This is a genomic window from Aquabacterium sp. (assembly GCF_036273115.1).
Lineage (GTDB): Bacteria > Pseudomonadota > Gammaproteobacteria > Burkholderiales > Burkholderiaceae_C > Aquabacterium.
In genome coordinates this window covers 146,733-160,070 of record NZ_DASUIN010000019.1, presented here as the reverse complement: position 1 = coordinate 160,070, position 13,338 = coordinate 146,733, and the positions used below count along the sequence as shown (strand labels likewise).

Annotated in this window: 10 protein-coding genes; 7 read left to right on the top strand and 3 right to left on the bottom strand. The window is 62.0% G+C overall.

Annotation, left to right across the window (positions count from 1 at the left end; translation table 11 throughout):
* Positions 1-70: 70 nt before the first annotated feature.
* Positions 71-562, top strand: coding sequence for a DUF4405 domain-containing protein (locus VFW72_RS07685; RefSeq protein ID WP_329673697.1), 492 nt, complete (start codon positions 71-73; stop codon positions 560-562).
* Positions 563-582: 20 nt separating this feature from the next.
* Here VFW72_RS07685 and parC read toward each other — a convergent pair whose 3' ends face one another.
* Positions 583-2,922 (bottom strand): DNA topoisomerase IV subunit A, encoded by a 2,340-nt coding sequence (gene parC, locus VFW72_RS07680; RefSeq protein WP_329673696.1) that lies wholly within the window; start codon positions 2,920-2,922, stop codon positions 583-585.
* A gap of 206 nt (positions 2,923-3,128) precedes the next feature.
* Between parC and VFW72_RS07675 the strand changes: the two genes are divergently transcribed.
* The 5 genes from VFW72_RS07675 to cutA all read left to right on the top strand — a co-directional run bounded on the left by VFW72_RS07675 (position 3,129) and on the right by cutA (position 7,560).
* Entirely contained in the window at positions 3,129-3,854 is a 726-nt protein-coding gene (locus VFW72_RS07675) for a hypothetical protein (RefSeq protein WP_329673695.1), read from the top strand.
* A 74-nt stretch (positions 3,855-3,928) separates the two neighbouring features.
* Positions 3,929-5,515 carry a cryptochrome/deoxyribodipyrimidine photo-lyase family protein gene (locus tag VFW72_RS07670; protein WP_329673694.1) on the top strand — a complete coding sequence of 529 codons (1,587 nt, stop codon included), beginning with the start codon at positions 3,929-3,931 and terminating at the stop codon, positions 5,513-5,515.
* On the top strand, positions 5,516-5,665 hold the full coding sequence (locus VFW72_RS07665) for a DUF2256 domain-containing protein (protein ID WP_329673693.1): 150 nt from the start codon (positions 5,516-5,518) through the stop codon (positions 5,663-5,665). It begins immediately after the preceding gene.
* Positions 5,662-7,203: a cryptochrome/photolyase family protein gene (locus VFW72_RS07660; RefSeq protein WP_329673692.1), complete on the top strand. Its 1,542-nt coding sequence runs from the start codon at positions 5,662-5,664 to the stop codon at positions 7,201-7,203. The genes VFW72_RS07665 and VFW72_RS07660 overlap by 4 nt, the downstream gene beginning before the upstream one ends.
* 24 nt (positions 7,204-7,227) lie before the next feature.
* Positions 7,228-7,560, top strand: a complete 333-nt coding sequence (cutA, locus tag VFW72_RS07655) for a divalent-cation tolerance protein CutA (protein WP_329673691.1) — start codon at positions 7,228-7,230, stop codon at positions 7,558-7,560.
* Here cutA and VFW72_RS07650 read toward each other — a convergent pair whose 3' ends face one another.
* Both VFW72_RS07650 and VFW72_RS07645 read right to left on the bottom strand, forming a co-directional pair.
* A complete protein-coding gene (locus VFW72_RS07650; protein WP_329673690.1) occupies positions 7,561-8,820 on the bottom strand; it encodes a hypothetical protein in 1,260 nt (419 codons plus the stop codon).
* Between the two features lie 13 nt (positions 8,821-8,833).
* Positions 8,834-10,840, bottom strand: coding sequence for a DNA topoisomerase IV subunit B (locus tag VFW72_RS07645; RefSeq protein ID WP_329673689.1), 2,007 nt, complete (start codon positions 10,838-10,840; stop codon positions 8,834-8,836).
* 82 nt (positions 10,841-10,922) lie between these two features.
* Between VFW72_RS07645 and VFW72_RS07640 the strand changes: the two genes are divergently transcribed.
* A complete protein-coding gene (locus tag VFW72_RS07640) occupies positions 10,923-13,334 on the top strand; it encodes a putative bifunctional diguanylate cyclase/phosphodiesterase (protein WP_329673688.1) in 2,412 nt (803 codons plus the stop codon).
* Positions 13,335-13,338 lie beyond the last annotated feature (4 nt).

The window sequence follows — 13,338 nt, the reverse complement described above, 5'->3', positions numbered from 1 at the left end:
CCCCTCAACGATTCGGCGCTCAACAAGAGGCAGACTGAACAGGTTGCCTCCTTCACGCACACGCAAAACCATGAACATTTCTCGCGACTGGGCCACGCCCCTGACCATCGGGTCGTTCACCTTGATGGCCTCCACCGGCATCTTGATGTTCTTTCACCTGGACACAGGGCTGAACAAGGAAGTGCATGAATGGCTGGGCTGGGCCTTGGTGGCCGGGGTCGCCACCCATGTGACCGCCAACCTGAGTTCGTTCAAGCGGTACCTGAGCAAACCTGCCGCACTGGGCATCATCGGGGTCTTTGTGGCGATTCTGGTCGCCTCGTTCTTCCTCCAGGAAGAGGAGGAAGGCAAAGGCGGCAACCCGGCGCGCCGCGCCAGTCAGGCCGTGGTCCAGGCGCCCATCAGCCAGATTGCGCCTTTGGCACATCAGAAACCGGAGGAGTTGATCACGGCGTTGCAGCAGGCCGGATTCAAGGTCGACTCACCTGAGCAAACCTTGATCAGCATCACCGGCCCTGAGCAGGGCCGCCAGTTCAAAGCCCTGGCCGCGATTTTTCACTGACAGGCCAGAGGCGCCCTGCCTTACTCGGCCTTGGGCACCGGCACCACGCGAATCACCGACTGGAAGGCATCCACGGGCTTGCCCTTGCGTGCCCGTTTGCCAATGTGCGCCACATAGGCTGAGTTGCGGATATCGTCTTCCTTGGGCTTGGCGCCACGGGTGGTCCCGATGACCCGAACGCCATGGACCACGCTGGCCACCGAGATCAGCGGATCGGTCTTGGCGTCCACATCCATCAGGGTCAAGCCGCGGCCCCCATTGGGCTGCAGTTTCAGCTCATCCAGCCCGAACACCAGCAATCGACCGCCCTTGGCCAGACACGCCACTTGGTTGTGGTCGGCCTGCACCAGCACGGGCGGCAAGATCACATCGCCCTCGTCCAGAGACAAGAACGACTTGCCCGCCTTCTGGCGTGTGATCAAGTCACCCAGCTTGGCCAGCAAACCAAAGCCACCGGAGTTCGCAAACAACACGGTCTGATCCACGTTGCCCGCCAGGTAGTGCTGCGGCTGTGTACCCGATTCGAGGTCGATCATGGTGGTGATGGGGGCTCCATCGCCTCGCGCGCCCGGTAAGGCACTGACCGGCACGCTGTAGACGCGACCGTTGTTGCCCACCACGATCATGGGGTCGACCGTACGACACTCGAAGGTGCCATACAGGCCATCGCCCGCCTTGAAGGCAAAGCCTGCCGGATCATGGCCATGACCGGTACGGGCACGCACCCAGCCCTTCAGGCTGATGACCACGGTGACGGGCTCATCGATCACCTTCACTTCGGCCACTGCACGCTTTTCGGCCTGGATCAGGGTGCGTCGCTCGTCGCCATATTGCTTGGCGTCGGCTTCGATTTCTTTGATCACCGTGCGCTTGAGCGTGGCGGGGTTGCCCAGGATGTCTTCCAGCTTGGCTTGCTCTTCGCGCAGCTCGGCCAGTTCCTGCTCGATCTTGATGGCTTCCAGTCGCGCCAATTGACGCAAGCGGATTTCCAGGATGTCTTCCGCCTGACGCTCGCTGAGCTTGAATCGCTCGATCAGCGCGGCCTTGGGCTCGTCGCTGTTGCGAATGATGGCGATGACCTCGTCGATATTCAGCAAGACCAGCTGACGACCTTCCAGGATGTGGATACGGTCGAGCACCTTGTTGAGGCGGTGCTGGGTACGGCGGGTCACGGTCTCCATGCGGAAACCGATCCACTCCGTCAGGATCTGGCGCAAGCTCTTTTGCGTGGGCTTGCCGTCGGCGCCGACCATGGTGAGGTTGACCGAGGCCGAGCACTCCAGGCTGGTGTGCGCCAGCAGTGTGGTGATCAACTCTTGCTGTTCGACCGTGCGGCTCTTGGGCTCGAACACCAGGCGCACGGGCGCGTCTTTGCTCGACTCGTCACGCACCGTATCCAACACCGACAGCACTGTGGTCTTGAGCTGGGTCTGTTCCGCCGTCAGGGCCTTCTTGCCAGCCTTGACCTTGGGGTTGGTCAGCTCTTCGATTTCCTCCAGCACCTTGGCCGCGCTGGTGCCGGGAGGCAGCTCGGTCACGACCAATTGCCACTGGCCACGTGCCAGGTCCTCGATCTTCCAGCGGGCACGGACCTTCAGGCTGCCGCGGCCTGTGCGGTAGGCGTCTTGAATGTCTTGCGGGCTGGAGATGATCTGGCCGCCGCCGGGAAAGTCCGGACCTTGCAGCATCTCGAACAGCTCAGCGTCAGGCAAGGCGTTGTTCTTGATCAAGGCCACGGTGGCCGTGGCCACCTCGCGCAGATTGTGGCTTGGAATTTCGGTAGCCAAGCCCACTGCAATGCCGCTGGCGCCATTGAGCAGCACGAACGGCAAACGCGCCGGCAACTGCTTGGGCTCTTCGGTCGAACCGTCGTAATTGGGAATGAAATCGACGGTGCCCATGTCGATTTCGTCGAGCAGCAGGCGAGCGATCGGGGCCAGTCGGGCTTCGGTGTACCGCATCGCGGCAGCACCGTCGCCATCGCGCGAGCCGAAGTTGCCCTGCCCGTCGATCAGCGGGTAGCGCAGGGAAAAATCTTGCGCCATGCGCACCATGGCGTCGTAGGCTGCCGTGTCCCCGTGGGGGTGGTAGCGGCCCAGCACGTCACCCACCACCCGCGCACTCTTGACCGGCTTCGCGCCGGCATTGCTGCCCGAGAAGCTCAACCCCATCCGGTCCATTGCATACAGGATGCGGCGCTGAACCGGCTTCTGGCCGTCACACACGTCGGGCAGGGCTCGGCCCTTGACCACACTCAGAGCGTATTCAAGGTAGGCGCGCTCGGCGTACTGGGCCAAAGTCAGGGAGTCACCACCTTCGGACGAGGCGGGAGCAGAGAAATCGATGGTTTGTTGGGACATCGTGGGCTGGGAACGTGCACAAAATCGCAGGCCGCAGTTTAGTCGCATCAGACCGGTCGGCCTTGGCCCCCCTCCGCGTTCGGCGAACCTGAAGGGCAGGACTGGGGTGGTTTGCCCCTTTGTTCGGGCCTTTGCTTTGTCCGGATTTCGCTATCTTGGAGTCTCCATGACTCTGGATGCGTAGCCTGACGCTCCGCCTGACTCGCATGTCACGACTGCTCATCACGTTGATGATCGGCCTGCTTGGGGCCGGTCACGTCGCCTGCGAAGCCCGCCAGCTCAAAGCCGATGACCCCATGCGGATCGCCATGGTGTCGCAAGCCCGCTCGACCCCGGTGAAAGGCGTGCCATCGGACGCGCGGCTGGCCATGAACCGAGTCTGGGTCGATGGCTCGCAGGCCTATGCCTGCGGCGTACGGGCTGACGCACATGGCGCCCCAGTCATCACCGACGGCCATCTCCAACTCAAGCGGGTGTTGTTCCGCAAACATGGAAGCCAATGGCAGGTCGAGCGCGCGGACCAGGTGGACGTGTCGATGCACGAACGAATTGATCTGGCCTGCAGCATGAAGCGCAACGAACCGACCATGCTGGCGGCGTTGCGGGAGCTGGAATCGAATCCCCCCGCTGCGGGCACTGCCAGCAAACGGCCCGCCGCCCCCGACGCAATCTGCGACGCCAAGCCCCCTGGCGGCGCCTCCAAAGACAGCACCGGCACAGGCCGGATCACCAAGCCCGGCCGCAGTGCGCTACACAGTGCCCCAAGCCTGTCTTGCTACATCGGCAAGTTCATCGTGCGAGGGGACAAGGTCAGCATCCTCGCTCGCATCGCGGGTTGGGCGCAAGTCAGTTACACCCACCCCATCACCCAGGTCACCACCGTGGGCTGGCTGAAAGACGATTGGGTGAAACTGGGCACCGCCGCCCCCTGACAATCCCTTGAGCGGGATGGGTTAATCGGCCCCCTGCGCACCCGGAACCTCCGGAATTCCTATGCTTGCCAGCCATGTCCTACAACGTTGTCTGGTTCAAGCGAGATTTGCGCGTGCACGACCACGCGGCGCTGTGCCATGCCGCCAGACAACGCCCGGTGCTATGCGTCTACATCATCGAGCCAAGCTACTGGCGTCAGGAAGACGTTGCTTCGCAGCATTACGAGTTCGTGCTGGAAAGCCTGCGCGATCTGTACCGCCAGTTGCGGCGTGAGGGCGTCACGCTCCATGTGGTCACTGGAGAAGTGGTCGATGTGTTGGCCCGCCTGCACCACCTCGCCCCCTTCGAAGGGCTGTACGCCCATGAAGAAACCGGCAATGACCTGACCTACCAGCGCGACCGGGCGGTCGGGCGTTGGTGCCGCGCGCAGGGAGTGGCCTGGCACGAATATGCGCAATTCGGGGTGGTGCGACGCCTGGCCAACCGAGACACCTGGCAAGCCGCCTGGGAAGCCCACATGTCTGCCCAGACCTGGACTCTGCCGCCCTTGCGCCCTCAGCCCCTGCCCTGGCAAGAGCCAGCCCCACCTGGCGCGGTAGACCTCGGCATTGCGGAATTGAATCCACCTCAACGCCAGCGGGGCGGCGAAACCTTGGGCCTGATGGTGCTGGCCGACTTTCTGGCCGACCGCAGCGCCCACTATCGGGGCGGCATTTCGTCGCCACTCAGTGCCAGCCATGCCTGTTCACGCCTGTCACCCTACCTGGCTTGGGGGAATGTGAGCATGCGGCAAGTGGTGCAAGCGACTCGGGCGCAGCTGAAGGAGCTCTCTGAGCCGGCCACCCAGGGAGAAGAACGTCGGCGAAAGGGCCTCACGGCTTTCACCAGCCGACTGTACTGGCACTGCCACTTCATCCAGAAACTGGAAAGCGAACCCGAGCTGGAATGGCGTAACTTGCACAGAGGCTATGACGGGCTGCGCGAGGCGGATTGGAATGCCCACCACTTCGAGGCCTTGACCCTAGGGCGTACCGGCTGGCCCCTGGTTGACGCCTGTGTGGCCATGTTGAAGGAAACCGGCTGGCTGAACTTCCGCATGCGAGCCATGCTGGTATCCGCGGCAGCCTACCCCCTGTGGTTGCATTGGCGTCCGGTGGGGCTGTGGCTGGCTCGACATTTCCTGGACTACGAACCCGGCATTCACTGGAGTCAGATGCAGATGCAAGCTGGCACCACGGGCATCAACACCACTCGGGTGTACAACCCGATCAAGCAGGCTCAGGACCAAGATCCGAAAGGCGTGTTCGTTCGCCGTTGGCTGCCCGCCATGCGGCGCGTGCCGGACACTTGGTTGTGGGAGCCCTGGCGAATGCCACCCGATCTGCAATCGCGCCTGGGCTTGCGGGTGGGGGGCGACCTCGAGGCCGACATCCCCCTGCCACGGGTTGATCTCAGCAGCGCTTTGCGTGAATCGAAGGCCCGCCTGCATGCGCTGCGAGCCCAACCCGAGGTTCGGGCCGCCAAGGCGGCGATTGTGGACAAACACGGCGCACGGCCATGCCCTCGTGGCCGCTCACGCTCTACCCACGTAAACGCAAAGCAGGTTTCTGCCGCTCTGGCCCCCGCTGCGACCCAACAATTGACACTGGAGTTTGACTGAATGCGCATGCGCAAAAAGTCTGATTTGCCCAGCAAGGTCTGCCTGTGCTGCGGCCGCCCGTTTAGCTGGCGTAAAAAATGGGAGAAGGTCTGGGACGAAGTGAAATACTGCTCCGACCGCTGCCGCCACCAACGAAAGACGAGCGCATGAGCACCCTGCGCCTGATTCTGGGCGACCAACTCAACCCCACCCATAGCTGGTTCCAGGCCCTTCAACCCGACGTGGTCTACGTGCTGATGGAGGTGCGCCAGGAAACTGACTACGTCTTGCACCATGCGCAGAAGGTCATCGGCATCTTTGCAGCCATGCGCGATCTGGCCAGGCAGCTGAAAGAGGCGGGACACCGGGTTCGCTATGTGCGCATCGACGATGCCCACAACCGGCAGGCTTTGACCGACAACCTCGACGCCCTGATCGCGCACTATCAGGCCACGCGCGTGGAATATCAGGCGCCCGATGAATACCGAGTCGATCAGCTGCTGGCAGCCTGGCGCCAGAGGCTCAACGGCACAGGAGCCGTGTCGTGCTCAATGGTTCCAAGCGAGCACTTCCTGACCGAACGCGATGAAGTGGCCAGGCTGTTTGCAGGCCGCAAAGCCTGGCTGATGGAGCACTTCTATCGCCACATGCGCAAAAAGCATCGCATCTTGATGGCATCGGCAACCCGGCCCGTGGGCGAGCAATGGAATTTCGATCAGGACAACCGCAAGCCTTGGAAGGGCGCCCCCGCTCTGCCGGCCGACTGGCGAACCCCGCACGACCACGCCGAACTCTGGCAAGCGATTCAAGCGGGCGGAATCGAAAGCTTCGGACAGCCCCAAGCCGCTGAGTTCCGGTGGCCCTTGAACCGCGCCGAGGCGCTGAACGATCTGACAGAGTTCGTGACCCACGCCCTACCCCACTTTGGCGACTACCAAGACGCTCGCACCACCCAGGGCTGGCGCCTGTTTCACTCGCTGTTGTCATTTGCCCTGAACACCAAGATGCTGAACCCGCGCGAGGTGATCGATGCCGCCGTGCAGGCTTTCGAGCAGGGCCATGCGCCGCTGGCCGCAGTGGAAGGTTTCGTGCGCCAGATTCTGGGATGGCGTGAATATGTACGGGGCGTGTACTGGGCTCAGATGCCCGGCTATGACACCCGCAATGAACTGGGTCACCAGCGCGATCTGCCCGAATGGTTCTGGACAGGGCAAACGCACATGGCCTGCATGGCACACGCCATCGGCCAATCGCTGGATCACGCCTATGCACACCACATTCAGCGACTCATGGTGATCGGCAACTTTGCCTTGCTGGCAGGCTTGTCACCCCAGGCGGTACACCGATGGTATCTCGGCATCTACATCGATGCGTTCGAATGGGTCGAGCTGCCCAACACCTTGGGCATGAGCCAGTTTGCCGATGGCGGCCTGCTTGCCACCAAACCCTACACCGCCAGCGCGGCCTACTTGCAGCGAATGGGAGACGAGTGCCGCACCTGCCGCTACAACCCGAGAGAGCGTCTTGGCGAAACAGCCTGCCCATTCAACGCCTTGTACTGGCATTTCCATCTGCGCCACCAGGCCAGGCTGGGCGGCAACCCGAGGCTGGGCTTTGTCTACAAGCAACTGGTCATGATGAGTGAGACGCAGCAGCAACAACTCGAACAGCAAGCCCATCAGTTGTTGTCCAATATGAACGAGCTTTAGTGTTTCATTGGATGGGAGGTGGCCATGCAAGTCATTCTGGTGTGTACCACAGTCGACTCCGAGCCTGTGGCTCAGAGCATGGCCCGCACGCTGATCGAGCGCCAACTCGCCGCCTGCGTGCAGATTCACCCGATCACCAGCGTGTACCGATGGCAAGGCCAGGTCGAGCAAGGACAAGAGTTCAAACTGACCTGCAAAACCACCGCCGACCTGTATCGCCAGGTTGAACATGCGCTGACGGAATTGCACCCTTATGAACTTCCGGCCATCTACGCCACACCCTTAGACCTGATCTACGCCCCATTCGAGCAGTGGGTAAAAGACGAGACCGAGGTGAACCGGCACCCTCGCGCCTGATCAAGCTGAGCGTACTGCGGCCAGTTGCCGATCGAGACGATCGGCCTCGGCTTTGAGGCCAGCCGGGTCAGTGGGTGCATCCACGTTGACCAGCACCATCATGAGCATGTTGGCCACGCCACGCATGGGGCGGATCCAGACGTGATGCTGAGCGTAGCGCACAGCACACTCGTACAAGGCCTTGCCGGTTTCCATGGTGCCGCCCAAGCCCTGCAGCGAGGCCACCAGGCTACGCGCCTGCTTCATGAGGGTCTCGTCGTCTGGCGTCATGCGACCGGCGCGGGCTGCCATCTGCAGGGTGGCCACATTGAAAATGGCCACCGATTCAACCCCCTTGAGCATGGACATGTCTCGCGCGTAATGCCCGAGCGTGTTGAGTTGCGACTCACTCAAACCCACCAGGGTGTGCAAAGCCCCGGGCTGAGAGGGGCTGGCCAGTACCGGCTCCTCCGGCCACTCTGCTTCGAGCAGCCATTGCTGCTGCAAAGGCTTGTCGGCCAGAGCATGAAGCTTGTTCCAGCAGGCCGCCACAAACAGCCAATTCTCCAGCGGCCGCATGTGCGCCGGCGCGATCGACACCGGCACCAGCACCCGGCGCGCAAAGCCGGCCAGACCTGCCGCCAGCGGCGCGGCATCCACCAAGGGCAGAAACACCAGCCTGCGGGCACGTGTGTGCCCTTCTTGCAGGGTTTGAGCCAAGGCAGTCAGCGAGGAATCTTGCTCGGCCTGAGACAGCACCGGCGCAATGATGATGCCCAGCCGGCATCGTTCCAACAACACCCGCCTGAGCTGCGTACGCGTCAGTTCATCGGCTTTGGCTTCGCTGGCATACAGCCGAACCACCTGTCCATTGCTGGCACGCATCTCGATGAAATACAGCGAGGCCAATTCGGTACCAAAGCCTTGACGGCGAATGACCAGCCGCTGAACCGGCACGCGCAACCTGGCTGCCAGATCCATCATCATGCGCCGCCCCGCCCCGCCATGCAGGTCGTGCAGCACCATGAAGAAGGGCGAACGCAACTCGAACTGCTGAACCAGGGCATCGGCAGGCAGGCATGACACCAGCAGTTCCCAGGTGTTGTGCCCTGCATCACGGCCGATCGTGGCATCAGCCTGAATGACCTGGCTGGCCAGATTGTCCTGCTTCGGCCCCGTGGGTGCGGCAGGTCGCTCAGGTGCAATGCCCCATGACTCGGGCTCGTACCGTTCGGCTCGCTCGCTAGGCAAGCCGGGTCGGGTTGGGCGAGACGAGTTCATGGGTGCGCCGCGATCAGATGTCGACTTCGACTTGATCCCCGTAGATTTCCATCAACTCGCGACGGGCAGCGGCTTCGCCTTTGCCCATCAACTTGTTGAAAGAACCTTCGGTGGACTCGAACCCCGTTTCGCCGTAGGCGACTGGCAACAAACGGCGGGTATCGGGGTTCAGCGTGGTGTCCCACAGTTGCTCGGCGTTCATTTCGCCCAAGCCCTTGAAGCGGCTGATGGTCCAGGCGCCCTCGCGGCAGCCTTCCTTGCGCAGTTTGTCCAGAATGGCGGTCAGCTCGCCTTCGTCCAGCGCGTAAAGCTTGGCTGCGGGCTTCTTGCCGCGTGCCGGCGCATCGACCCGGAACAACGGCGGGCGTGCCACGTAGATATGGCCCGCTTCGATCAGCTTGGGGAAATGGCGGAAGAACAGGGTCAGCAGCAGCACCTGGATGTGCGAACCGTCCACATCCGCATCAGACAGGATGCAGATCTTGCCGTAGCGCAACCCACTCAAGTCCGGCGAATCGTTCGGGCCATGGGGGTCCACCCCAATCGCCACCGAGATGTCGTGGATTTCGTTGTTGGCAAAGAGGCGATCACGTTCGACTTCCCACGCATTGAGCACCTTGCCGCGCAAAGGCAAGATGGCCTGGGTTTCCTTGTCGCGGCCCATCTTGGCACTGCCACCGGCCGAATCGCCCTCCACCAGAAACACTTCGTTGAAAGCGATGTCACGGCTTTCACAGTCGGTCAGCTTACCGGGCAACACCGCCACGCCCGAACTCTTCTTCTTTTCAACCTTCTGGCCGGCACGCTGGCGAGCTTGCGCTTGCTTGATGACCAGTTCAGCCAATTTCTTGCCGAACTCGACATGCTGGTTCAGCCACAACTCCATGGTGGGCTTGACATAGGTGCTGACCAGGCGCAGGGCATCGCGGCTGTTCAGGCGCTCTTTGGTCTGGCCCTGGAACTGCGGGTCGAGCACCTTGGCGCTCAGCACAAAGCTGGCGCGGCTGAAGACATCGTCGGGCATGAGTTTCACACCCTTGGGCAACAAGGAGTGCAATTCAATGAAGCCCTTGACGGCATTGAACAAACCGTCTTTCAGGCCAGCTTCATGCGTGCCGCCGGCCACCGTGGGAATCAGGTTGACGTAGCTTTCGCGCATGGGCGCGCCTTCTTCGGTGAAGGCCACGCACCAAGCGGCGCCCTCGCCTTCGGCGAAGTTCTCCGATTCGTTGCCGCTGGCGTATTGCTCGCCTTCGAACATCGGAATGATGGGGTCCGCAGCCAAGGTCTGGCTCAGGTAATCGCGCAGGCCACCTTTGTAGAGCCAGGTTTGGGTCTCGCCCGACTTTTCGTGGGTCAAGGTGATGGTGACGCCCGGCATGAGCACAGCTTTGCTGCGCAGCATGTGCACCAACTCGCCCTTGGGCAATTCAGCGCTTTCGAAATACTTGGCATCCGGCCAGGCACGAACGGTCGTGCCATTTTTCCGGTCACCGCTGCCGGCCGGACGCACCGCCACCGGCTCAATCACGTCGCCCCCACTGAAAGCCAACTGGGCGACCTGCTTGTCGCGGCATACCGTGACCTGCAGGCGGGTGGACAAGGCGTTGGTCACGCTGACCCCCACGCCGTGCAAACCGCCCGAGAAGCTGTAAGCACCGCCAGAGCCCTTGTCGAACTTGCCGCCTGCATGCAAGCGCGTGAACACGATTTCCACCACGGGAACCTGCTCTTCGGGATGGAGACCGAAGGGAATGCCGCGACCATCGTCTTCAACGCTGATGGACCCATCGGAATGCAAAGTGACAGCAATGCGCTTGCCAAATCCGGCCAAGGCCTCATCGGCCGCGTTGTCGATGACCTCCTGAATGATGTGCAGGGGGTTGTCGGTACGGGTGTACATACCCGGACGCTGTTTAACGGGCTCCAGTCCTTTCAGGACGCGGATAGAGCCTTCGCCATACGTCGCGTTGGGCTGGGAGTTCTTCGATTGAGAGGGAGAATTGGATTTGGTCGCCATGGGGTCGGATTGTAGGCACGCCCTGACCCTCAAGTTCGTAAGGAAACAGCCGAATCTGTCTGGCAGCCTTCTCCCGGACACCATGCCTACACCCTTCGCCCGCCTGGTACGCGCCTGGCAACAGAATTTCTCGGTCTACACGGCGCTCGATCCCGTGTCGGCCGAAATTCGCGGGAAACACCTCAGCAGCATCCTCCGTCTGGCCCCCTTTACGCTTGGGGCCAACCTCGCCAACGGCATCCTGATCTGTGTTGCATTTGCGGACACGTCTTTGCTACTGCCCGTGCTGTGCTGGTTGTTTTCGCTCACGGTGATCGCCGGCCTGGGAATGCGCGCCTGGTGGATCGGGCGCAAGAAGCAGATCAAGACCGCATCGCCCCACGCCATGCGGCGCGCCGTCTGGAACTCCACCTACCTGGCTGCCATCTGGGGCCTGATGCCGGCCCTCTTGTTTCCCCAGGCCTCGGCCAGCCAACAGGTTCTGATTGCGTCAATCATTCCGGGCATGATGTGCGGAGGCGCCTTCATCCTGTCGCCCATTCCCCAAGCGGCACTGGCTTACCTGTGGGTCATCACCCTGCCCAGCCTGTTTGCGGTGCTCAGCATGCAGAACATCTGGTTCAACGTGGTGGGCGGACTGCTGCTGGTCTACGCCATGGTGGTGACAGTGTGGGTCTGGAATGCGGCCAAGGCTGCCAATGCCCGACTGAAGTCCGAGCGGGAAGCCGAACGGCAAAGCCAGATGGTGTCCTTGCTGCTGCGTGACTTCGAGGAGCAGACGGCCGACGTGCTGTGGGAAATCAACATGACGGGTCAGTTCACGCACGTGACGCACAAGCTCGCGGCGCTGATGAACCAACGCCCCGCGCAACTGGCCCAGACCACTTTGCAGAACTGGTTCAAGGAGCACTGCTCCGACCTGACGCCGCTGAAGCAAGCCATGCGGGCCGGCAAGCCCTTCAGGAAGCTGCTGCTACCAATTCAGCTGGACGGAGAAAACCAGTTCTGGTCGCTCACAGCCCGCCCCCTGTTTGATGAGGGCGGACACTGCTTTGGCTGGCGCGGTGTGATCTCCGACGTCACCCAGGAGCACCAGGCGCAAATGCGCCTGCAGGACATGGCCCAGTTCGATGTGTTGACTGGCTCACACAACCGAGGCTATCTGCGCGAACAGCTGGCTGCCGCGCTGGACAGTGCCGTAACCCGAGGCACCCACGGGGCGCTGCTGTGCCTGGACGTGGATAACTTCAAGGGCATCAACGATGCCCTGGGTCACACGGTGGGCGACCAGGTTCTGCAGGCCCTGGCTCACCGCATCAGACAGATTTGCCGGGATCGCACCGTGGCCCGATTGGGCGGTGATGAATTTGCCATTGTGCTGCACCCCATCGAACAGGACCGCGATGCCATGGCCGTGGCCATGGACCTGCTCGACGGCATGAAAGAGCCGATTGTGGTGGGCGAGCACACCGTGAACATGGGCATCAGCATTGGCGTGGGCCTGATTCCCGAACATGGCGAGAACCTGGATGAATTGCTGGCCAATGCCGACCTGGCCTTGATGGCAGCCAAGGCCAACGGTCGAGGGCGCGCCGAAGTCTTCGCCCGCAGCCTGGGCGAACGCAACCGCCGCAAGCTCACGCTGGAGCATGAGTTGCGTCGAGCCTTGCGAAACAACCAGTTCACGCTGTACTGGCAGCCCAAGGTTCAAACCGAAGATTGGTACGTTTGTGGCGCCGAAGCGCTGCTGCGCTGGAACCACCCCACGTTGGGGCAAATTCCTCCCAGCGAGTTCATTCCTGTGGCCGAGTCTGCCGGCCTGATCACCGACATTGGCAACTGGGTCATGCACGAGGCCTGCCGAGTCGCTGCGCGCGACTTGCCTGGGCTGACCATTTCGATCAATGCCTCACCCGCGCAACTGCTGCGCACCGACTTCATTGCGCACGTCGATACAGCGTTGAGCAACGCCAAGCTGCCGCCCGAAAACCTGGAAATCGAGATCACCGAGTCCTTGTTCATGGACGCGTCGCCCGTGGCCCTGCGTAACCTGCGCGCCTTGCACAAGCGTGGCGTCCGCGTGGCACTGGACGATTTCGGCACGGGTTACTCGTCACTGGCCTATCTGCGTAAGTTCCCCTTCGACACGCTCAAGATCGACCGGGCATTTGTGTGCGAACTCTTGAGCCGGCCCGACGCGCGCGCCATTGTGCGCACCATCATCGATCTGGCTCGCACCCTGGGCATGGACACCGTTGCCGAGGGCGTGGAAGAGCCCGCTCAACTGGTGGTGCTGGAACGCGCCGGCTGCCATGTGATTCAGGGCTATCTGATCGCTAAACCGGTCCCCATTGAAGAGTTCCATGCCTTGCTGGAAAACTGGATTCCCGGCAACGCACCTCAAGTCAGTGCGGTGCCGCAAACCGAGTTCGGGCAAATGGCCGCCATGCGTTCCTTCCAGAGCAGCATGGACGCCACGACCATTTTTGGCTGACATT

Excerpts from the sequence above, each read along its gene's own strand:
- VFW72_RS07685 (WP_329673697.1), top strand. The coding sequence starts at position 71 with ATGAACATTTCTCGCGACTGGGCCACGCCCCTGACCATCGGGTCGTTC.
- parC (WP_329673696.1), bottom strand. The coding sequence starts at position 2,922 with ATGTCCCAACAAACCATCGATTTCTCTGCTCCCGCCTCGTCCGAAGGT.
- VFW72_RS07675 (WP_329673695.1), top strand. The coding sequence starts at position 3,129 with ATGTCACGACTGCTCATCACGTTGATGATCGGCCTGCTTGGGGCCGGT.
- VFW72_RS07670 (WP_329673694.1), top strand. The coding sequence starts at position 3,929 with ATGTCCTACAACGTTGTCTGGTTCAAGCGAGATTTGCGCGTGCACGAC.
- VFW72_RS07665 (WP_329673693.1), top strand. The coding sequence starts at position 5,516 with ATGCGCATGCGCAAAAAGTCTGATTTGCCCAGCAAGGTCTGCCTGTGC.
- VFW72_RS07660 (WP_329673692.1), top strand. The coding sequence starts at position 5,662 with ATGAGCACCCTGCGCCTGATTCTGGGCGACCAACTCAACCCCACCCAT.
- cutA (WP_329673691.1), top strand. The coding sequence starts at position 7,228 with ATGCAAGTCATTCTGGTGTGTACCACAGTCGACTCCGAGCCTGTGGCT.
- VFW72_RS07650 (WP_329673690.1), bottom strand. The coding sequence starts at position 8,820 with ATGAACTCGTCTCGCCCAACCCGACCCGGCTTGCCTAGCGAGCGAGCC.
- VFW72_RS07645 (WP_329673689.1), bottom strand. The coding sequence starts at position 10,840 with ATGGCGACCAAATCCAATTCTCCCTCTCAATCGAAGAACTCCCAGCCC.
- VFW72_RS07640 (WP_329673688.1), top strand. The coding sequence starts at position 10,923 with ATGCCTACACCCTTCGCCCGCCTGGTACGCGCCTGGCAACAGAATTTC.